Raw genomic sequence first — 18,476 nt, forward strand, 5'->3', positions numbered from 1 at the left:
CCGTGGTCAGTACGCGCCTGCGTCGTCCTCACGACGTTGAGGTCGAGCCCTGTGTGAGATTGGTGCGTTCCAAGGCTTGCAGGAGATCAGCGGCCAGCAGAGACGTTGCCAAAGCGACTGTCTCGGGCTCGCCGATTCCCTCTTCCGCGCGTCCGGCCATCGTCGAGCCGAGCGCGTCCGGTCCAGCCGCGAACAGCGCCGCCAGATGTTCGACAGCCTGCTCGGTGATCTCGCCGCTGATGGGGTCACGAGCTAGGAGCCTGAACGTGGCGGCCAGTTCAGCGGTGTCGGCGTCGACAAGGATGCGGTACATGTCGTGTGCGTCCTTGTCATTCAGCCGGTGGGGGGCTGAAACCCGTTCGGCGATCTTGTGGACCTTGGCCACCAGCAAGGCTGCGGGTCCGGCGACTCTGACGTCGTATACGCGGGCATCGGCCGGGTCAAGGGCGGTGACGTCCATCACCGTGTTGTCAATGACAGCGGCTTCGAGGCCTCGAGCACGGCGGGTGGCACGGCGATCATGTGGTGGGATGCGGGCTCCCCGCGTGTTCCTCGTACCTGCTCCTGCAAGGGCCTCGGGCACCATCAGATCCACAGGAATGCCCGCGGGGTTCAGCCACGCTCCGGGTTGTCCGCCGATGGGGTCACGGGAGAACCCCGCGCGGCCCATGGCTTCTTCCAGAAGCGGATCGTCCTCCAGGACTCTCGGGTCGAGTACGAGGTCGCTGTCCTTGGTCGTCTCGGCGAGCGCGACAGGGCTTCGTGTGGTCCGCAGGTAGACGGCCTGTGCTCCGATCACGATCACTGCGTCGCGATGGGCGTCCAACGCGGCCAATGCATCGAGAAGCGCGGACCGAGATCGGACGAGGATGTCACTACTGCTTACGCCAGGAGGATTCATGCCGTGCCATCCAGTCAATGAGTTCTTCGGCTTCGGAGGGGCTGCGTCCAGGGCCTGTCATCAAATCGACGGCGACCTGGGGTGGCGCGGCGATCGTGAGACCGGAAGCGTCGGTAAGGGTACGGACGAAGACGACGTCGTTCTCCGGCTCGGCCAACATCACATTCGCTCCGGCATCAGCGGGGCGAAGGTCCCAGAGCTGGGCGGTGTGCTCGGCATCCGTCGTGTAGATCATGGCGGAGCGGGCTGGAGCATAGGGGGCCCAGGTGGCTGCGGCCAACGTCCCGGTGATGGCGTACTGGGTGGGATTATCACCCGCCCGTCGCATGAGATCAGGCAGCCCTCTCGGGGCTATCCACCGTGTGACTCGACTGCTTCGTACGAACCCGTAGTCCTCACTCCAACGCCTCAGCAGCGGGACCCAGTCGGGAACTACGACCGCACCCGAGCTGGTCCGCGTTGCCAGGTTCTCGCTCTCCAGAAACTCGATCACCCGGTAGGTCGACCCGGTGGATACGTCAGCGACGTCGATCAGTTCACGGATCGCCCACGATCTTTCGTGGTCCAACAGCGCACGGACGATTTTCGCAGCGGGAGCGCCCTTCAACGTTCCGCGCGGTCTTCCAGGACCGCGCCACGGATCATGGTCAGCCCCTCGATCGGCAATGTAGAGACCGGGCTGAGAGACGTTCAGGTTGATGTTCCCCGTCGCGTCTATGTAGGACAGGCCGGCCTCAGAGAGCCGCTTACGCACAGGTGGTGACAGGTATCGGGCGGCGACGACCCCACGGCTGCCCGGATGTTCGTCCGCGGCGGCATTCAACTGCTGGAGGAGTGTGGCGGTGTCACGTCTCTCCACCACGCGCTTGGCTTCCACGACCAGCACGACCGAGGTTCCGTCCGGTGCTGTCACCTTCCAGAGAGCGTCGAAGCGAGCATCGGGCGGTCTGCGGCTCAGGGGTTGGACATCCCATCCGGGTGGCAGCCGGTCACCTAGCACAGCCATTCCGGCTCGCAGAACTTCGACCTCGTTCTGTGGCTGTGATCTCGCCTCCATCGGTGCTCTCCAAGTCGCTCGATGTTCAGGAAAAATCCTAACTCCGCTGACGACGGAAGGAGAGGATTTCCCGAACAATGCCGGAGACGGTTGCTGGGATGGGTCTCTGATACCGCTCCGCCAGCTTCTCAGCGCTCAATGGGGCGTCGGTGTGTCATGCGTCAAGGCGTGGGAGCGTTCGATCAGGCTGGTCATCGCTCGTTGGAAGTCGAGACGCCGCTGCTCGCTCCAGCCGTCCGTCAGTTGGTCGAAGACCTGCTCCTGCCAGCGGTGCGCGTCCTCCAGCAGCGCGTGGCCTGACGCGGTCACCGTCGCATGGCGTCGGCGTCCGTCCGTCGCAGAGGTCCGCATCTCAAGGTATCCGGCGTCTGCCGCGCTCTTCACCAGCCTGGACGCTCCGCTCTGGTCGATGCCGATCTCGTCGGCGATGGCGTTGACCGTCGCTTCCCGGCCGTGCCGGGTGAGGGCGAGGACCGCCTCGGTGACGAGGACGAGCCGGCCTTGCTCAGTGGCTCGATGGTCCACGCTCCTGCGTGACCAGTGACGTACGAACTGGAACAGGACCTGTCCCGGGCCGCTCATCCGGTGGCCGCCATCTCACGGCAGATGTAGGCCAGTTCGAGCGCTGACCTGAGGTCGGGCAGCCGGAGGGCGGCGGACACCTGCTGCCCGGTCACTCGGAACACCGTGGCCACCCTGGTCGGGGTCTCGCTCCCGGGCCAGATGGCGTCCTCCTCCACGACCATGAGCCTGTCGCTGATGGGGTGCCACGACCGCGGGGTCATCGTGATCCCGGAACGCTCGACCCACTCCGCGAACTGTTCGGGGGTGATCGGACCCGCGCCCTTCGGGCCCAGAACGACGATCGGATCGCTGACCGCCTGCGCCGCACGCTCCAGGTCGCCGCCGTTCACGCTCGTGTGCCACTCGTCGATGGTCTCTTCCAGAGCTGACTCCATGGGCGAAGTGTATGCGAAATGCATGCGTCTCTGGGTGTGGCGATCCGAGCAGCGACACCCCCGCGCGCGGCATGGGCTAGGCTCCGCCCGATGTCTCCCCCATCTCCCCGCCGACAGCCGAAGCGACCCAAAGCACCTGCGGCACCCAAACTGCCCTCGCCGCTGGTCATGGCGGAACTTCCCCGGCATGCCCTGGAGGACGACGGCACCTACCGTGGCCTGGAGTTCCACGGCGGCAACCTGACCTCTCGCCAGGCTGACGCGGTGGACTACGAGGGCTGCCGGTTCGTCACCACCAGCTTCGCAGGCACCCAGTTGCGTCGAGCCGGGTTCGTGGACGTGGAGCTGGAACGCTGCGACCTGTCCAACATGACGGCCAGAACGTCGGGCATGCATCGAGCCCGGACGTCGGCGACCCGGCTGACCGGCATGACCTGGACCGAATGCACGTTCCGTGACGTGCTCTTCGACGCATGCCGCGCCGATCTGACCGGGTTTCGATTCTCGACGTTCAAGAACGCCGTCTTCCGCGACTGCGTCATGCGGGAGGCCAACTTCCAGAACGCCGACCTACGGGGAGTCCGCTTCGAGCGTTGCGATCTGAGCGGGGCGCAGTTCTCGCAGGCGCAGATGGACGGCGCGCACTTCTCCGGCTGCGTGCTGCTGGGGATCGGCGGTGTCACCAGTCTCAAGGGCGCGATCGTGGCCGGCAGTGACGCGCAAGGACTGGCTCTCGCCCTGGCCGGCGCGTTGGGCATCCTCATCGAGGAGTAGCGCATCCCCGCGGTAGGCCGATGTGCTGCTCGCCGCGTACGAGTGATCTGCCGTCTCGGTCAGCGCTCGCGACGGGGCCGTGGCTTGCCCGTCACCCCGCCGAACAGCGCCAGGCCCTTCACCACGAGCACCGGCGCCGACGGGTCGACGTCAGGGCCGCCGTGCACGTCGAAGCCGCCGAAGATGCCGACGCCCTCGCAGCGCACCTCCATCCCCTCGGGAACGATGATCTCGGTCCCGCCGAAGATCGCAGTGACCTTGATCTCGACTTCCCTCGCCTCGAACTCGGCATCGGTCAGGTCGAACCGTACGCCGCCGAAAAGGGCGAGCGCCCTGGTCCGGCGCCGTACTCGCCAGCGGCCCTTGCGGTCGGCGCCGCTGAAGATCGCGATGATGTTCTCGGGCTCGGAGTTCGTGGCCGAGGGGTTGGAGACCAGGTTCGGGGTGACCGGGTGGCGCTGGTCGATCTGGAGGTCATGGGTGAGGAGTTGGAGTTCTCCCACGGTCTTGGCCTGGTAGAGCTTGTCCAGGCGCTCGGAGTACTCCTCATGGCTCAGCTGACCGGTGCTCATCGCTTCACCGAGCACGGCGGCGATCTGCTCCCTATTGCTGTCCGAGGCACGCAGATGTGACCGCGGGGAGTCCATGGGCGAGGGGCGGTTTTCCATACCAGTCACGATAGTTCTCGTTCATCCTTGTAGGGAGCCCGCACGGGTCCAAGGTGACCCGCGTGATCGTCCGCCTGTGCCTGCCGAACGGCTACGGGCGGCTACGTGACGTGGATGCTTGTGCCTCCACAAGTGCCGCAGGCGATCCTGCCGCGAGTTCTGGCCTCGTCCAGATCGACGTTGTCGATATCCCGCAGTTCGTAACCTTGGGCCAGGCCGCCTTCTTGTCCGGCTTTCAGCGCCAAGCAGTCCGGAGAGGCGTGGTAGCGGTCGCCTGCTCCGGTCATCCATACGAGGGTCATGGCGCTTCCTCTCCGAATCCACATGAACACGAACGGTAGGTGGGACGCTGCGGTGCGCTGAAGAGTTCGCGGATCCACGGTGTCGATTTTGTGTCGGCCATGTCGACGGACCAGGTGATGAAGGGGTCGCGTCCGAGATGCGGTGTAAAAGTGAACGAGCGTAGGTTGCCGTGCGGAACCGACCAAAGTTCGCACTACGCAAGGACCTACGCTCGTGTCACGCACACTACCGCCCGTTCAGGCCATCCGCGCCGAGATCGACGCCCTGTTCACCGAAGGCCGTGACCTGGTCGAGGTCATCGAGGACGTCGCCCGGCTCGGCGCCCACCTGATCATCCAGACCGCCGTCGAGGCCGAGGTGGACGCCTTCCTCGGCCGCGCCCGCTACCAGCGCGCCGTCGCCGTCGCAGCCGACGATGACCAGGCCGTCGTCCGCCAGGGCCACCGCAACGGCCACTGCTCCACCACCGTCAAGACCACCACCGGGCCGATCACCATCGCCCGCCCCAAGCTGCGCGGCACCACCGAGAAGTTCACCTCTCGCCTGTTCGGCACCGGGGTGACCCGCACCCACGCGCTGGAAACCCTGGTCATCGCCTCCTTCGTCCGCGGCTTGTCAGTGCGCGACGTCGAGGGCGCCCTGGCTGATGCGCTCGGCCCGGAGGCCGCCCTGTCCAAGTCGACGGTCTCCACGATCTGCCAGGCCATCGTCGCCGAGTACGACGCCTGGTGCCGGCGCGACCTGGCGAACGTCGAGCTGGACTACCTGTTCCTGGACGCCTCGCACTTCAAGATGCACGACGGGCAGCGGGCCGAGCCGATCCTGGCAGCCTGGGGCATCACCACCGCCGGCCAGCCCGTCTTCGTCGGCCTGGCCGCCGCCGGATCCGAGTCCACCGACGCCTGGCACGACTTCCTGACCAACCTCGTCGCCCGCGGCCTGCGCCCGCCACTGCTGATCATCTCCGACGGCGCTCCCGGCCTCATCGCAGCGGCAGAGCAGGTCCTGTCCCGCTCGCTGCGCCAAAGATGTCTGGTTCATCGAAGCTGTGAGGAAATAAGGCGTTGCTTTCTGATCTTGAGATCGTTGAGGTGGTATGGCGATCTCCACCGAAGTCCGCGACCAGCTCACGCGGAAGTTCGAGGCGTTGCTCCCGCATCTGAACGAACGTCAGCAGCGCCTGATGCTCGCGTCCGAGGCGCGACTGCTAGGGCACGGCGGAGTGCGAGCTGTCGCTCGGGCGGCCAGAGTCAGCGAGACCACCGTGCGCAGAGGCGTCTTCGAGCTCGAACGGGGATTGAGTCCTTTGCCGGATGGTCGCGTGCGACGATCCGGAGGTGGGCGCAAGCGCGTGACCGCGCACGATCCGAAGCTGATGTCTGCCCTGTTAGCCCTGGTGGAGCCGGATGAGCGGGGTGATCCGGAGTCGCCGCTGAGGTGGACGACCAAGTCGCTACGGCATCTGGCCGACGAGCTCACCCGACAGGGCCACACGGTCTCGGCGCCGACGGTCGGCGCGCTGCTGCGCCGCAACGGTTTCAGCCTGCAAGGCACGCGTAAGACCTTGGAGGGTACGCAGCATCCGGATCGAGACGCCCAGTTCCACTACATCAATGAGCAGGTCAAAGACCATCAGGCGACTGCAGAGCCGGTCATCAGCGTCGATACCAAGAAACGGGAACAGCTCGGTCTGCTGCCCAACGCCGGCCGTGAGTGGCGGCCGAAGAGCGACCCGGTCCAAGTCGTCGACCACAGCTTCTTCACTGGGCCGCAGGTCGAGCAGGCCATCCCGTACGGGATCTACGACATCACCCGTAACACCGGCTGGGTGAACGTCGGCGTCGACCACGACACCTCCGTGTTCGCTGTGGAGTCCATCCGCCGCTGGTGGAAAGCACGCGGCAGACACGACTACCCGCACGCCGGCCGCCTGCTCATCACCGCGGACGCGGGCGGCTCCAACAGCTACCGCTATCGCGTCTGGAAGAGCGAACTGGCCGCACTGGCCGCCGAGACCGGCCTGGCCATCACGGTCTGCCATTTCCCTCCCGGCACCTCGAAGTGGAACAAGATCGAGCACCGGCTGTTCTCCCACATCACCCTCAACTGGCGAGGCAGGCCGTTGACCAGTCACGAGGTGGTGGTCAACACCATCGCGGCCACCCGCACCAGCGGCGGGCTCCGAGTGGAGGCCACCCTCGACACAGGCGAGTACCCCACCGGCGTCGCAATCAGCAAAGACCGCTTCGCCGCCCTGCCGCTGGAACGGCACGCCACCCACGGCAGCTGGAACTACACGCTGCACCCCGCTCCCGCCGACGCATCCAGCCCCGTCCCTCCTGTCGGCGAGGCCAACGGACCCGCACAACGGCGTCAAGCCATGCTGGCCCGGCTCGCCGATCCGCGGCTGACCGGCATGAGCCCGGCTCAGATGGAACAGTTGGCCGCCGCACTCGCTCCGGCCCAAGCCGCCCGCGCCCAGGAACGCCACAGCCAGCAACGCGGTGGCCGGGCTCGGCGAGCCACCGGCAACCTCCGCGCCAAGCCCCTGTTCAACGACTCCGCCCGTCTGCTGCTCACCCTGCTCTACCAGCGGCAGGTCTGCTCTATGAAAGTTCTGGCCGACCTGCTGGAAGTGACCGATGTCTGCATCGCCGATCTGGTGAAGGAGACCCGCAGAGTGTTGGAAGACCAGAGCCACCACGCCGGAACCGCCCAGGTCCGCTTCGCCAAAGCAGCCGCTCTCCTCGACTTCTTGACCACCGATCAGCGTCCCGCACGGGCCGCGATCATCGACCGGTTGTCCCACCCGGCTCTGACCGGGATGACCCGCGACGAACTCCACTCCCTCATCCAACGCCTCGCCGTATCGCAAGTTGCTCAGGGCGAGCGCCTTGGCTACCAGCGGCGGGGCGGGCCTCGCCAGCCGGGAACTCGATCCGGCGTCTTCCCTCAGAAGATCAGCAATAGCGAACGGGTCTTGCTGACGATCCTCTACCAGCGGAAACTCTGCACCATGGAGGTCCTGACGGATGCTCTGGGCGATGTCTGCAGATCCTCCGTCGGCAATGTCATCCGCGAAACTCGCCCTCTGCTCCAACAGGTTGGTCACGTTCCCACTGCTGCGCCAGTGCGATATCGCACGGCGGCAGATCTGCTTGCCGCAGCGCCAGACGACCGCGACACGCCGACAAGTTGATCCTTTACGGCTTCATCGCGCCCGCAACGTGCTGGCGAAGGTCAGCGCCGGCGACCAGGCCGCGGTCAAAGCCGCCTACTGGAACATCTTCGACCTCACCGAACTGGGCGACGACGCCACCCCCGGTCAGCAACTCGTGGACTCGGTGCAGCGGCGTATCGACGCCTTCGCCGAAACCTGGGGCGGCCGCTACCCAGCGGCGGTCAAGTGCCTGCTGTCCGACCGGCAGAGCCTGACCACCTACCTGCGCTTCCCGCTCGAGCACCACAAGCGGGTGCGGCACTCCAACTTCATCGAGCGCACCTTCGGTGAGACCCGCCGCCGCGTCAAGGTCATCGGCCGCTTCCCCGGCGAGACCAGCTGTGTCTCACTCGTGTGGGCCGTGCTCGACCGCGCCTCCCGCGGCTGGCGCGGCTTCACCATGACCAGCAAAGGCCTGCGCATCCTGCAAGACCTCCGCCGGGCCCTGCTCCACCCGCCCACCCAGCTCCACCCGACCGACGACCCGGCTTTGGCATCCGTGACCGAGGCCGCCTAAGATCCACTCACGGCACCTACCTCGTCGAGCTTTTACACCGCTCCGAGGACGCGACCGATGAAGGCGCGGACGGGCTCATCCGCCAAGAGTCGAGCGCGACGCCGGCGACCGGACGGTACTGCGGCCGTATTACGCCGAGAAGGTTCCATCTCGGAACATCGGGAGGCCGGAGACCGTTATGGCGCATTCCCGAGGAAGCTCAGGTCGTCGCCGTGGAGCGTGAGTAGTTCGTCGTCGGGGCCGCGCGTCTCGATCTCCTCTCCGACGTGCACGAGGAACAGTTGCAGGGCGCCGATGGGTGGCGGGGCGTCGGGGAAGACCTCGGCGCCGTCGCCTTCCAGGGCGTGGAGGTGGCGTTCGAGGCTTGACGCGTCGATGGCCAGGCGCACGGGCGGGACGAGGGGCGCTCCCTCCCAACGGGTGATCTCGATGAACTCCCCACCGGGATCAGCGGCCGCGCGGGAGTCGAATCCGTTGAGTCGTCGGACGAACTCGTCGAACAATTCGCTCCGGTCCATGGGCGCCATGGTAGCGGGTGCCGATGATTCAGACGCCCTTTCAACGCTGGGCGACGGGATAGGCCGTGATGATGTTCTTCGTTTTCGCGGCGATGACGACGACCGGCCTGTAGCGGGCCCTGACCTTGTTTTTCTCGTCCCGGATTTGTATAGGCGTACGGTAGGCATAGGTGTCGTTGTTCTGACGGTACGCCGGTGCGGAGTCGGGTGCTTTCAGCGTCTGTTCGATGGCCCAGTCCGCGAAGCTGCGCCAGTCCTGGCCGAGGTAGTTCGCGACGGCCTGCCAGTCGTCCCGGTGCCTGTCCTTGATGTGCCGGTAGCCCCATTTGGCCGACCCGCACAGCAGCTTGGACCTGGTGCCTCTGGGCGCCGGCCGGAACTCCTTGCGTGTGAACGTACGGACCAGCTTGCCGTTCGGGGCCTTGGCGCCGCACGCCTGCCAGACGTCCCGCGATTGCTCGGGCGACGTGAATCGGTGCGAACCGGAGGTGGCCATGAAGACGACAGGTTCCGGGTCGCTCTGCGTGACGAAGAGGGGCGACGCGAGGATGACTGCCGCCGTTACCGTCTTGACCGAGATGATCATTTTTCCCCTGCGCATTCGACTGGTTATGCGAAGGCGGCTCATTGTGAAAGGCCCAGGCGGCAGGACTTTTCGACGAGTTCGACGCTACAGCCGGTTCAGGAAAAGGGAACACGTCATTCCTGGAAGGTATCGGCGAGCCTTCCTGTCTCCCACGTGGCCGGCTCGTGTCCGAAACTGTGCGCATCGTGGCGTTTCAGACGCTCGTGCCGGTCGGCGGCCGCCGCCAGGATGATCCCCAGCGGACATCTGAGGACGGTAGGAGAGCTGATGGGCACGGCTGTGGTGGTCTACGGTGCGTACGGGCACACGGGGCGGTTCGTGGTGGCGGAGCTGAGGGAGCGGGGGTTCGTCCTGGTGCTGTCCGGGCGCGACGAAGGCAAGCTGCGGGCGGTGGCTGAGCCGGGGGACGACGTCAGGCCGGCGTCGGTCGACGATGCGGCGGCGCTCGACCGGGCGCTGGCCGGGGCGGCGGCGGTGGTCAACTGTGCCGGGCCGTTCGCCACGACCGCCGCCCCGGTGATCGAGGCGGCGTTGCGGGCCGGGATCCCCTATGTGGACGTGGCGGCCGAGATCGAGGCGAACGCCGACACGTTCGCGCGGTTCGCTGACCGGGCCCGCGAGGCCGGAGTCGCGGTCGTCCCGGCGATGGCGTTCTTCGGCGGTCTGGCCGATCTGCTGGCGACTGCGGCGATGGGTGACTGGACGGCGGCCGACGAGGCGCACGTCGCCTACGGGCTGAGCAGCTGGCACCCCACGGCCGGGACGCGCGTCGCGGGCCGGGTCTCCGGGCAGCGGCGGGACGGCCGGCGTGTCCGCTTCACCAAGGGTGAGCTGGCCTACCACGACGACGAGCTGCCGACGCTGCGGTGGTCCTTCCCCGAGCCGATGGGCTCCCGGGAGGTCATCGGGGAGTTCGCGATGGCCGACGTCGTCACGATCCCCAGCCACCTGTCCATCCCGGAGGTGCGCTCGTACATGGCGGTCGAGGCGGCGAGGGACCTGGCGGCGCCGGACACGCCGGCGCCGGTCGCTGCCGACGAGCGCGGACGGTCCGGGCAGACGTTCCTCGTCGACGTCGTCGTACGGTCCGGCGGCGAGGAGCGGCGGGCGGTGGCGAGCGGGCAGGACATCTACGCCATCAGCGCGCCGCTCGCGGTGGAGGCGGTGCGGCGCGTCCTGACCGGGCGGGCCGCGACCACCGGTGTCGCCTCCGCCGGGGCGATCTTCGACGCACCGGACTTCCTCCGCGCGCTGTCCGCGCACCTGAAGTTCGAGCTGCGTGGATAGGCGCTTCGACGTCGCGGGCGGCACCCCGGGGTCTACTGGGAGGAGCCCTGACGCTGGAGCAGCAGGGTGACGAAGCCCAGGACCTTCCGGTAGCCGTGCAGCCACGTGTCGCGGTGTTCGAGGGCGGCCGCGCGGGCGGCGTCGGCGTCCGGGCCGGGGTGCTCGTTGGCCCAGCGCAGCAGCGTGCCCGTCCAGGACCACTCGTAGTCGTCCCATTCGGACAGGTCGCTGGTGTACGCGTAGACGGTGTCGAATCCGGCGGACTCGGCCGCGGCGACGGTTCCGGGCAGGTCGAGGAGGTCCGACGGGCCGGCGCCGAGGCCGGCGAGCGCTTCCGGCGTCGGTTCGCGCTCCCAGAAGCCCTCGCCGATGAGCGCCAGCCCGTTCGGCTTGAGGTAGCGGCGCACGTGTCCGGCGGTGGGGCCGAGGCCGCCGAACGCGTGGGTCGCCCCGACACAGAGCACCAGGTCGTACTTCTCGGCGACCGGGAAGTCGGCGGCCGGCTTCTCGTGCAGCCGGATGCGCTCCCAGACGCCCTGGACCTCGGCGTGCGCCTCGGCCGCCTTGAGCGCCTCGGCGGAGACGTCGACGCCGTCGGCGGTCGCGTCCTCGTACAGCGCCAGCGCGCGGAGCGTCCACGCGGCCTCGCCACAGCCGAGATCGAGGATCCTCGCCCCCTCGGGCAGCCGGGCCCGGCGCAGCAGGCGGGTCACGTGCGCGCCGGAGACCGGAGCGGCGATGGGGTGGTCGCGGTGGGCGAGATGGCTGATGAGCCGGCGTTCCATGGACCCATCCAAGCCGAGTGATCAGATCTTGACGACCACTTTTCCGGACGCGTGTCCCATCTCCTGATAGCGGACGGCTGCCGGGATCTCCTCGAAGGGGTAGGTACGGTCGATCACCGGGGTGACCTTGCCGGCCTCGATGAGCTCGGTCAGCGCCAGCAGGTTCCGCTTGTTCTCGGTGCAGCCCACCACGTCGGCCGTGGTCATCGTCTGCGACACGAACAGCGACAACAGGGGCGCCGCGACCACGTGGGGCATGGGACGCAGCCACCTGCCGCCCTTGCCGCCGACGACCACGTAGGTGCCCTTGCGGGTCATCACGCGCCTGCAGGCCAGGGCCGAGTGACTGCCGGCGCAGTCCAGGACGACGTCGTAGCGCCGGCCCCGCCGGGTGAAGTCCTCCTTGGCGTAGTTGACCACGTCGTCCGCGCCGATCGAGCGGACCAGGTCGACGTTGCGCGGGCCGCAGACGCCGGTGACCTGCGCGCCGAACGCCTTGGCGATCTGTACGCCGAACGTGCCCACGCCTCCTGAGGCGCCGATCACGAGCACGCTCTGGCCCGGCTGGACCGGGGCCCGGTCGCGCAGGGCGATCAGGGCGGTGTTGGCCGCCAGGGGCACCGCCGCGGCCTGCTCGAACGTCAGGTTCTCCGGCTTGGGGGCCAGCTCGTCCGCCCGTACGAGGGCGTACTGGCCGAAGCCGCCCTGCTTGGACATCGCGTACACCTCGTCCCCCGGGCGGAACTCGGTCACGCCCTCGCCGACCGCTTCCACCTGGCCTGCCACGTCGGCGCCGAGGATGGAGATCTTCGGCCGGCGAACCCCCAGGGGGCCGCCCATCAGGCGTGAGACGCGGGGCTCGCCTCTCATGAGGTGCCAGTCGTACGGCTGGACGGAGGTGGCGCGCACCCGGACGAGCACGTCGCCGCGGCCCGGCACGGGCCGGTCGAGGGTGGTGAGTTCGAGCGCGTCGGGTGAGCCGTACGAGCGCAGGACGAACGCCTTCATCGTTTTCTCCTCGGGAGATCCGGAATCGTGCAATCAGCGTAAAAATCCTGCTCAAGGGGGTCATCAGCCGAAAGTACGCCTGATTGACGGACGATCGGCCAGCTCAACACCGGCCCTTCTGCTGATGAGCCACCACCCGCTCCACCGTCACGATCGGGGCATGACAGACAAGATTGCGACGCGGCGGGGCCGGGCAGGGTGGACCGTGGCCGCGCTGATCGGGCTCGGCCTCATCCCGGTGATCGCCGGCGGCATCCGCATGGCCGAGCTGACCGGCGGCGCGGCGGTCACGCCGGACAACGCGCGGTTCCTGGCCTCGCCCGTCCCGATCGTGCTGCACATCGTCGGGGTGACTGTCTACACCGTGCTCGGGGCGTTCCAGTTCGTCCCCCGGTTACGTCGCAGGAAGGTCGGCTGGCATCGCAGAGCCGGGCGGCTGCTGGCCCCGTGCGGGCTCGTCGCGGCGGTCAGCGGGATGTGGATGGCCGTGTTCTACGCCCTGCCCGAGCATGACGGGCCGCTCCTGGCCGTCTTCCGGCTGGTGTTCGGCACGGCCATGGCCGCCTCGATCGTGCTCGGCCTGGCCGCGATCCGTCGGCGCGACTTCACCGCGCACCGCGCCTGGATGATCCGCGGTTACGCGATCGGCCTGGGCGCGGGCACGCAGGCGTTCGTGCTGGCGCCCTACTACGGGATCGCCGGCCCGCCCGACCAGCTCGCCAGGGCGCTGCTCCTGGGCGCCGGTTGGCTGATCAACCTGATCGTGGCCGAGGTGATCATCCAGAGGTGGCCGGTCAGGTTCAGCTCCTGACCCGGTTCGTCTCGTACGCCCACATCGCGATCTCCACGCGGTTCCGCGCGCCGAGCTTGGCCATCAGGCTCGCGATGTGGGACTTGACGGTGCTGAGCGAGATGTGGAACTCGTCGGCGATCTCCCCGTTGGTGCGCCCGCGCGCCACTGTCAGCAGGATCTCCTCCTCCCGGCCGGTGAGCGCCTCCACGGGCCGGGCCGGCGGCTCGGCGGGGCCGGTGCGGGCGAAGGTGTCGAGCAGCCGAGCGGTGATGCTCGGCGCGATCAGCGCGTCGCCGCCCGCCGCGGCGTGCACCGCCTGGGAGAGCAGCTGGGCACCGGCGTTCTTCAGCAGGAAGCCCCGGGCGCCGGCCCGCAGCGCGGCGTAGACGTACTCGTCGAGGTCGAACGTGGTGATGACGACGACCGCGAGGGGGTCGGCGACGTCCGGCCCGGCGAGGGCGCGAGTGGCGGCGATCCCGTCGAGGCCGGGCATGCGGATGTCGAACAGGCACACGTCGGGGCGCAGCCGCCGGGCCAGCTCGACGGCCCGCCGCCCGTCGGCGGCCTCGCCGACGACCTCGATGCCGGGCTGGGCGTCGAGGATCATCACCAGACCGGTACGCACGATCTCCTGGTCGTCGGCGACCAGCACCCTGACGCTCACGTCGCCGCCCCCGTCCGGGGCAGCACGGCCGTCACGGTCCAGCCCCTGCCGGGGTTGGGACCGGCCACGCACGTGCCGCCCAGCAGGCCGGCGCGTTCGATCATGCCGACGAGCCCGTAGCCGGGCGACGCGTTCAGCCGCGCGAGCCCGTCGTCGCTCACCCGCAGGTGCACCGACTTGTCGTCGGCGTCGACGCGGACCTCGATGCGGGTGGCGTGGCGGGCGTGCCGCCGGGCGTTGGTGACCGACTCCTGGGCGAGCCGGTAGACGGCGGCGCCGACCGAGGGGGAGAGCCCGTCGAGATCGCCGGAGACCTCCACGTCCACGGCCGGGCCGGACGGGCTCCCGGCCGCCAGTTGCTGGAGGTCGGCGATGCCCCGGCCGGGCTGCCCGTCATGGCGCAGGACGTGGACCATGGCCCGCATCTCGTCCAGGGCCCGCGCCGCCTCGGCCTCGATCACCCGCAGCGCGTCGGTCGCGGCCTCCGGTCGTGACGCCGCGGTGGCGAGGCCCGCCTGCGCCCGGATCGCCATGGCCGAGATGTGATGGGCGACGGTGTCGTGCAGGTCGCGCGCGAGCCGTTCGCGTTCGAGCAGCTTGACCTGGTCGAGCTCGCGCGCCCGCGCCCCCGCCCGGAACCGGAACGCCGCGCCCAGCGCGAGGGCCGCGAACATGACGGCGAGCCCGCCGACCGCGTCGGCGGACGCGAGGCGGCCGGCGGCCATCGAGTGGAAGAGCGAGCCGAGCATGATCGGCAGCCCGATCACGATCTCGCGCCCGGACCCCCACCGGGTCAGCGAGTAGACCAGGATCAGCAGGTAGGCCAGCGTGTTCGTCTCCGCGGACTCGCCGGACGTGACCAGCGTGGCCAGGTTCGTGACGCCGAAGGCGATCACGAGCATGAGCAGCGGACGGGTGCGGCGCCACAGCAGCGTGGGGATCAGCCCGAGGGTGATGAGCACCGCGACGGTCCGCCACGGGAGGTCCGTCCGCAGGGCCCCTTCGAGCACCGCGACCGGCACGAGCACCGCCACGAGCACCCAGTCGCGCCACACCCGCGCGGGCGGGCCGGGGGGCCGCGGCTCATTCCACATGGAGCGGATGAGACCGATCACGTGCTCATCGTACGAGAGCGCCCCGCCGATCGGTCAGGACGATTCTCCGGATGTACGGGCACCTCGAGAACCGTGGCGCGCCGGCCGTCGGCGTCCACGAGGTGTTCTTCCAGGGTGGGGCCGTCGACGGCCAGATGGTGGCGGCGCAGCCAGCCGAACAGTTCGTGACCGGCCGGGACGACCCCCGCCGAGGGCGGTACGACGGCGCGCACGACGGTGCGGGCGGGCAGGGTGAGCTGCTCGCCGGCACGGCCGGTGGTCACGGCGCAGGTGAAGCCGTCAGCCGGTGGCCCGTCCAGCCAGGTCAGCAGGGCGGCCGGTGCCGCCGGGCAGAGGGCGGCCAGCTCCGACGGGTGGCGCACCCGCGTGCGGCGGACGCGCAGGCGGCGCGGGCCCACGGCGGCCTGCTGGGGCAGGATCGACATCGGGGCGTCGAGGTGGTCCTGGGCGCGTGCCGCGGTCGCGGCCAGCGTGGCGATCTCGCGCCGGATGCCCGTCATGGTCTCGGCCAGCGCCTGGCGGAGCTGGGCCTCGGGCGCGTCCAGCAGGTCGGCGATCAGGCGCAGCGGCAGGCCGAGGCGCTGCAGGCCGCGGATGCGTTCGAGCCGGGACAACTCGGTGACGCCGTACCAGCGGTAGCCGGTGACGCCGTCGACCGCGGCGGGGGCGAGCAGGCCGATGTCGTCGTAGTGGCGCAGCGTGCGTTCGGACACGCCGGTCATGCGTGCCAGTTGCCCGATCCGCCACATGCCGCCCCCTCTGTGTGGACGTGTTGACCTTGCCGCCGCGGCAGGGTTCTACCTTCCCGCCATGACTGATCAGAAGAGCCGGTCGCTCACCGGCGTGCTCCTGCTCGCCTCGCTGGTAGCCATGGTCGCCGCCGCGGCCATCGTGGTGCCATCGGGGTTGACCCTGAATCCCGCTGATCCCGCCGCCGCGCTCGCCGCGGTGCGCGAGCGGACCGGCCTGCATCTGACCGAGCTCGCCCTGGACGTGCTGGGCTGGCTGGGCCTGACCGCCGCCGGGCTGGCCATGGCCGTCCGCCGGGCGGTCATGGCCGGTGGTCTGCTCGCCGCCGCCGGGCTGGCGGGGCTTCTGCACGATGCCGGCAACCTGGCGGTGACGCAGCTGGCCGCCGACCCCGCCGCCGTGACGGTGGCCTCGGCGGTCCTGCTCACCGCCAAGTGGATGGTCAACCTGGCCGGGCTGCTGTGGGTGGCCGCCACCGTCGCGGCCGCTGCCGGCGTCCCCGGTCGTCTCCGTACCGCCGGCCTGGTCGCGGCGCTGTCCGGGCTGGTCGCGGTGGCGCTCCCGTGGACGACCGGGACGGACGGGCCGACGGCGGCGATGGAACAGCTCGGGTACGCGCTCCATCTGCCGATCATGGTCTGGTACGGCATTCTGGGCCGGCGGTTCCTGCGGAGTTCGTGAGCGCCGTCAGCCCAGGTTCTGCTTCCGGCAGTCGAAGGTCTCCGGGCGGTCCGGGTCGAGGGCGATCTGCCGGATCATGGTGGCCTCCATCGAGATGCGGAACGTCTCCTGGTTCCGGCAGTCGTAGAAGGTGTAGACGCCGTTGCTCTTGCCCAGCAGCATCAGCTTGGCGCCGCCGCGCAGTTGCTTGCCGCTCGCGCGGTCGGCGGCCACCACCCACTGGTCCTGGACCCCGACGCCGGCCAGCCAGAGGCTCGGCTGGCCGGTGGTGGCGAGCCGGTGGGCGTCGCTCTCCATCTGGCCCATCAGGGCGAAGCCGAGGCCGATGCCGGTGAAGGCGCCCACCACGATCTTCATGCCCGCCCTGCCGACCTTGCGGGAGCGGAGCAGCCTGAACGGGACGAGGAAGGCCAGCACGCCGATGACCGCGGCGACGATCACGACGGTGGCCAGGGTAGCGCCCTCGTCCAGGTCCAGGTAGCCGAGGAAGCCCCAGTAGGTCGCGCCGCACCAGAGGGCGCCGAGCAGCGCGGCCACCCAGGGCCGGGCGCGGATGGCGCGGACGAGACGGGCGGCGTGGCCGAAGGTGACCTTGTCCAGCAGCCACCCGAGCGCGATGACCGGTCCGAGCAGGATCGCGCCGAGGAGGATGAGCAGGACCAGGGTGCCCACCAGGCGGGCGAAGATCGTCGCCTGGTCGATGCCCACCTGTTCAGGGCTGACGTTGAAGACGCCGTAGACCTCCTGGATGCCCAGGTAGAGCAGCGCGTACAGCCCGATGGCGATCGGCACCGCGACGGAGCCGGTCCGTTCGAGCATGCCGACGACGCCGGGGGTGGGTTCTTCGTTCTTGTCGGGTTCGGCGCTCTCCTGCGTGTCGGAGCGCCGGTCGACCTCTGTGACGGTCATGGGAACTTTCGTGTGGATCAACGCGGAATGGGGGCAAGAGCGTATCCGACTGGCCCCGCGCTGATCGGGCCGTTCCGTCTAGTCCTCTCGCGGGTGGATGCGGAACACGGGGTGCCGGGGCGCGATCCGGTGGAACTCCGGCAGCGGCGCCGTCGGCCTCAGCCCCACGTGCGGCCGTGCACCGGGTGCGATGGCGAGGTAGCGGCGGAGGATCTCGGCCCGATGCTCGGACGGGATCTCCTCCAGCAGGATCGGGGTGTCACGCCCCCGGCGGCGGAGCGTGGCCCTGCCACCCGCGGCCCGGACGTTGCGCACCCAGTTCGCGTCCGGCCCGAGCATCGAGACGAGGAACTCGGCGTCGCGGTGGCGGGCGACCGCGACGGGAACCGACGTGACCTTCCCGCTGCGGCGCCCTTCCACCTTCAGCACGGCGGTCCGGCGCGGTGACAGCCGCCGAGCCCCGTAAACCAGGACGTCGAGCCGGTTCATGAGCCGCATGAGCGCGTTCGGCCGCCCTCCGCGGTACATCGCGCGTTTCAGGGCCGCGAGCCCGCGTACGATCACTCAGTCCTCCTCCACAACGCGACCGCGGCCAGACCGGGAACGCACGGAAGGACCAGCAGCCAGCCCAGCAGCGGCGCCAGGCCGACGTCGCCCGAGGTGTCCCGGACGGTCAGCGCGGCGACCGCGACGCAGAGCCCGGACACGAGCAGCCCGACCGCCGCCGAGAAGGTCCAGCGCTTGCCGGCGCGGGCCGCCCAGATCGTGCCGGCCCAGCCGAGGAGTCCCAGCGCCCCGACCGCGGCCAGGATCACCAGGTAGGCGGTGACGGCGGCGTCGATCGCCCCGGGCGCGTAGGCCGGGTAGCCCGCCCTGATGTGATCCGCCAGGACGGTCCGGTCGACGAACGGGAACAGGGCGGCGACCACGGTGAGCCCTGCCCCCGCGTACATCAGCGATCTCCGTTTCATGGCCTTCCGA

General features: G+C 69.3%; 22 protein-coding genes and 1 pseudogene. 7 read left to right on the forward strand and 16 right to left on the reverse strand.

The window, feature by feature from the left end; all coding sequences use genetic code 11:
• Positions 1-28: 28 nt before the first annotated feature.
• From FR742_RS39960 to FR742_RS39975, 4 genes are all read right to left on the reverse strand, one after another.
• Positions 29-826, reverse strand: a complete 798-nt coding sequence (locus FR742_RS39960; RefSeq protein WP_261809036.1) for a hypothetical protein — start codon at positions 824-826, stop codon at positions 29-31.
• A gap of 49 nt (positions 827-875) precedes the next feature.
• Positions 876-1,787: a hypothetical protein gene (locus FR742_RS39965; protein ID WP_148036393.1), complete on the reverse strand. Its 912-nt coding sequence runs from the start codon at positions 1,785-1,787 to the stop codon at positions 876-878.
• A gap of 306 nt (positions 1,788-2,093) precedes the next feature.
• On the reverse strand, positions 2,094-2,483 hold the full coding sequence (locus FR742_RS39970; protein WP_261809037.1) for a MarR family winged helix-turn-helix transcriptional regulator: 390 nt from the start codon (positions 2,481-2,483) through the stop codon (positions 2,094-2,096).
• 53 nt (positions 2,484-2,536) lie between these two features.
• Positions 2,537-2,917: a hypothetical protein gene (locus FR742_RS39975; protein ID WP_148036395.1), complete on the reverse strand. Its 381-nt coding sequence runs from the start codon at positions 2,915-2,917 to the stop codon at positions 2,537-2,539.
• Between the two features lie 168 nt (positions 2,918-3,085).
• Here FR742_RS39975 and FR742_RS39980 point away from each other — a divergent pair, with 168 nt between their 5' ends.
• Positions 3,086-3,691, forward strand: a complete 606-nt coding sequence (locus FR742_RS39980) for a pentapeptide repeat-containing protein (protein WP_187281594.1) — start codon at positions 3,086-3,088, stop codon at positions 3,689-3,691.
• A gap of 59 nt (positions 3,692-3,750) precedes the next feature.
• Here FR742_RS39980 and FR742_RS39985 read toward each other — a convergent pair whose 3' ends face one another.
• Together FR742_RS39985 and FR742_RS39990 are read right to left on the reverse strand one after the other, a co-directional pair.
• Positions 3,751-4,359, reverse strand: a complete 609-nt coding sequence (locus tag FR742_RS39985) for a DUF1707 domain-containing protein (protein ID WP_148036397.1) — start codon at positions 4,357-4,359, stop codon at positions 3,751-3,753.
• 101 nt (positions 4,360-4,460) lie between these two features.
• A complete protein-coding gene (locus FR742_RS39990; protein ID WP_148036398.1) occupies positions 4,461-4,661 on the reverse strand; it encodes a hypothetical protein in 201 nt (66 codons plus the stop codon).
• 214 nt (positions 4,662-4,875) lie between these two features.
• On the opposite strand from FR742_RS39990, the pseudogene FR742_RS46250 reads away from it, so the two are divergent.
• The 3 genes and pseudogenes from FR742_RS46250 to FR742_RS40005 form a co-directional block, all read left to right on the forward strand.
• Positions 4,876-5,697: pseudogene (locus tag FR742_RS46250) on the forward strand (transposase); the annotation flags it as partial.
• A 61-nt stretch (positions 5,698-5,758) separates the two neighbouring features.
• Positions 5,759-7,861 (forward strand): ISAzo13 family transposase, encoded by a 2,103-nt coding sequence (locus FR742_RS40000; protein WP_148036400.1) that lies wholly within the window; start codon positions 5,759-5,761, stop codon positions 7,859-7,861.
• On the forward strand, positions 7,821-8,399 hold the full coding sequence (locus tag FR742_RS40005; protein ID WP_261809038.1) for a transposase: 579 nt from the start codon (positions 7,821-7,823) through the stop codon (positions 8,397-8,399). Before FR742_RS40000 ends, FR742_RS40005 begins: the two co-directional genes overlap by 41 nt.
• 176 nt (positions 8,400-8,575) lie before the next feature.
• Here FR742_RS40005 and FR742_RS40010 read toward each other — a convergent pair whose 3' ends face one another.
• Entirely contained in the window at positions 8,576-8,917 is a 342-nt protein-coding gene (locus tag FR742_RS40010; RefSeq protein WP_148036402.1) for a hypothetical protein, read from the reverse strand.
• A gap of 40 nt (positions 8,918-8,957) precedes the next feature.
• The gene (locus tag FR742_RS40015) at positions 8,958-9,503 is read right to left on the reverse strand and encodes a hypothetical protein (protein ID WP_148036403.1); all 546 of its coding nucleotides are present in this window, start codon (positions 9,501-9,503) and stop codon (positions 8,958-8,960) included.
• Positions 9,504-9,770: 267 nt separating this feature from the next.
• On the opposite strand from FR742_RS40015, the gene FR742_RS40020 reads away from it, so the two are divergent.
• Positions 9,771-10,790, forward strand: a complete 1,020-nt coding sequence (locus tag FR742_RS40020; RefSeq protein ID WP_148036404.1) for a saccharopine dehydrogenase NADP-binding domain-containing protein — start codon at positions 9,771-9,773, stop codon at positions 10,788-10,790.
• 32 nt (positions 10,791-10,822) lie between these two features.
• Here the strand turns inward: FR742_RS40020 and FR742_RS40025 are convergent, their stop codons facing one another.
• On the reverse strand, positions 10,823-11,575 hold the full coding sequence (locus FR742_RS40025) for a cyclopropane-fatty-acyl-phospholipid synthase family protein (protein WP_148036405.1): 753 nt from the start codon (positions 11,573-11,575) through the stop codon (positions 10,823-10,825).
• Between the two features lie 21 nt (positions 11,576-11,596).
• Positions 11,597-12,583: an NAD(P)-dependent alcohol dehydrogenase gene (locus FR742_RS40030; RefSeq protein WP_148036406.1), complete on the reverse strand. Its 987-nt coding sequence runs from the start codon at positions 12,581-12,583 to the stop codon at positions 11,597-11,599.
• Between the two features lie 160 nt (positions 12,584-12,743).
• Here FR742_RS40030 and FR742_RS40035 point away from each other — a divergent pair, with 160 nt between their 5' ends.
• The gene (locus tag FR742_RS40035; protein ID WP_261809039.1) at positions 12,744-13,394 is read left to right on the forward strand and encodes a DUF2306 domain-containing protein; all 651 of its coding nucleotides are present in this window, start codon (positions 12,744-12,746) and stop codon (positions 13,392-13,394) included.
• Here the strand turns inward: FR742_RS40035 and FR742_RS40040 are convergent.
• The 3 genes from FR742_RS40040 to FR742_RS40050 are packed head-to-tail and all read right to left on the reverse strand — an operon-like array spanning position 13,384 to position 15,904.
• Positions 13,384-14,040, reverse strand: a complete 657-nt coding sequence (locus FR742_RS40040; RefSeq protein WP_148036408.1) for a response regulator transcription factor — start codon at positions 14,038-14,040, stop codon at positions 13,384-13,386. The two genes, FR742_RS40035 and FR742_RS40040, sit on opposite strands and share 11 nt — an antisense overlap.
• Positions 14,037-15,155, reverse strand: coding sequence for a sensor histidine kinase (locus FR742_RS40045; protein ID WP_148036409.1), 1,119 nt, complete (start codon positions 15,153-15,155; stop codon positions 14,037-14,039). Before FR742_RS40045 ends, FR742_RS40040 begins: the two co-directional genes overlap by 4 nt.
• Positions 15,152-15,904, reverse strand: coding sequence for a MerR family transcriptional regulator (locus FR742_RS40050; protein WP_148036410.1), 753 nt, complete (start codon positions 15,902-15,904; stop codon positions 15,152-15,154). The genes FR742_RS40045 and FR742_RS40050 overlap by 4 nt, the downstream gene beginning before the upstream one ends.
• Before the next feature lie 61 nt (positions 15,905-15,965).
• Here FR742_RS40050 and FR742_RS40055 point away from each other — a divergent pair, with 61 nt between their 5' ends.
• Positions 15,966-16,586 (forward strand): hypothetical protein, encoded by a 621-nt coding sequence (locus FR742_RS40055; RefSeq protein ID WP_148036411.1) that lies wholly within the window; start codon positions 15,966-15,968, stop codon positions 16,584-16,586.
• A gap of 6 nt (positions 16,587-16,592) precedes the next feature.
• On the opposite strand, the gene FR742_RS40060 is transcribed toward FR742_RS40055, so the two are convergent.
• The 3 genes from FR742_RS40060 to FR742_RS44930 all read right to left on the reverse strand — a co-directional run bounded on the left by FR742_RS40060 (position 16,593) and on the right by FR742_RS44930 (position 18,466).
• On the reverse strand, positions 16,593-17,495 hold the full coding sequence (locus FR742_RS40060; protein ID WP_148036412.1) for a hypothetical protein: 903 nt from the start codon (positions 17,493-17,495) through the stop codon (positions 16,593-16,595).
• A gap of 78 nt (positions 17,496-17,573) precedes the next feature.
• Positions 17,574-18,059, reverse strand: coding sequence for a nitroreductase/quinone reductase family protein (locus FR742_RS40065; protein ID WP_261809040.1), 486 nt, complete (start codon positions 18,057-18,059; stop codon positions 17,574-17,576).
• On the reverse strand, positions 18,056-18,466 hold the full coding sequence (locus FR742_RS44930) for a hypothetical protein (RefSeq protein ID WP_187281596.1): 411 nt from the start codon (positions 18,464-18,466) through the stop codon (positions 18,056-18,058). Before FR742_RS44930 ends, FR742_RS40065 begins: the two co-directional genes overlap by 4 nt.
• Positions 18,467-18,476 lie beyond the last annotated feature (10 nt).

Origin of the sequence: Nonomuraea sp. C10 (assembly GCF_008017515.1) — a bacterium.
Lineage (GTDB): Bacteria > Actinomycetota > Actinomycetes > Streptosporangiales > Streptosporangiaceae > Nonomuraea > Nonomuraea ferruginea.

Excerpts from the sequence above, each read along its gene's own strand:
- FR742_RS39975 (WP_148036395.1), bottom strand. The coding sequence starts at position 2,917 with ATGGAGTCAGCTCTGGAAGAGACCATCGACGAGTGGCACACGAGCGTG.
- FR742_RS39980 (WP_187281594.1), top strand. The coding sequence starts at position 3,086 with ATGGCGGAACTTCCCCGGCATGCCCTGGAGGACGACGGCACCTACCGT.
- FR742_RS39985 (WP_148036397.1), bottom strand. The coding sequence starts at position 4,359 with ATGGAAAACCGCCCCTCGCCCATGGACTCCCCGCGGTCACATCTGCGT.
- FR742_RS39990 (WP_148036398.1), bottom strand. The coding sequence starts at position 4,661 with ATGACCCTCGTATGGATGACCGGAGCAGGCGACCGCTACCACGCCTCT.
- FR742_RS40000 (WP_148036400.1), top strand. The coding sequence starts at position 5,759 with ATGGCGATCTCCACCGAAGTCCGCGACCAGCTCACGCGGAAGTTCGAG.
- FR742_RS40010 (WP_148036402.1), bottom strand. The coding sequence starts at position 8,917 with ATGGACCGGAGCGAATTGTTCGACGAGTTCGTCCGACGACTCAACGGA.
- FR742_RS40015 (WP_148036403.1), bottom strand. The coding sequence starts at position 9,503 with ATGATCATCTCGGTCAAGACGGTAACGGCGGCAGTCATCCTCGCGTCG.
- FR742_RS40020 (WP_148036404.1), top strand. The coding sequence starts at position 9,771 with ATGGGCACGGCTGTGGTGGTCTACGGTGCGTACGGGCACACGGGGCGG.
- FR742_RS40025 (WP_148036405.1), bottom strand. The coding sequence starts at position 11,575 with ATGGAACGCCGGCTCATCAGCCATCTCGCCCACCGCGACCACCCCATC.
- FR742_RS40030 (WP_148036406.1), bottom strand. The coding sequence starts at position 12,583 with ATGAAGGCGTTCGTCCTGCGCTCGTACGGCTCACCCGACGCGCTCGAA.
- FR742_RS40035 (WP_261809039.1), top strand. The coding sequence starts at position 12,744 with ATGACAGACAAGATTGCGACGCGGCGGGGCCGGGCAGGGTGGACCGTG.
- FR742_RS40050 (WP_148036410.1), bottom strand. The coding sequence starts at position 15,904 with ATGTGGCGGATCGGGCAACTGGCACGCATGACCGGCGTGTCCGAACGC.
- FR742_RS40055 (WP_148036411.1), top strand. The coding sequence starts at position 15,966 with ATGACTGATCAGAAGAGCCGGTCGCTCACCGGCGTGCTCCTGCTCGCC.
- FR742_RS40060 (WP_148036412.1), bottom strand. The coding sequence starts at position 17,495 with ATGACCGTCACAGAGGTCGACCGGCGCTCCGACACGCAGGAGAGCGCC.
- FR742_RS44930 (WP_187281596.1), bottom strand. The coding sequence starts at position 18,466 with ATGAAACGGAGATCGCTGATGTACGCGGGGGCAGGGCTCACCGTGGTC.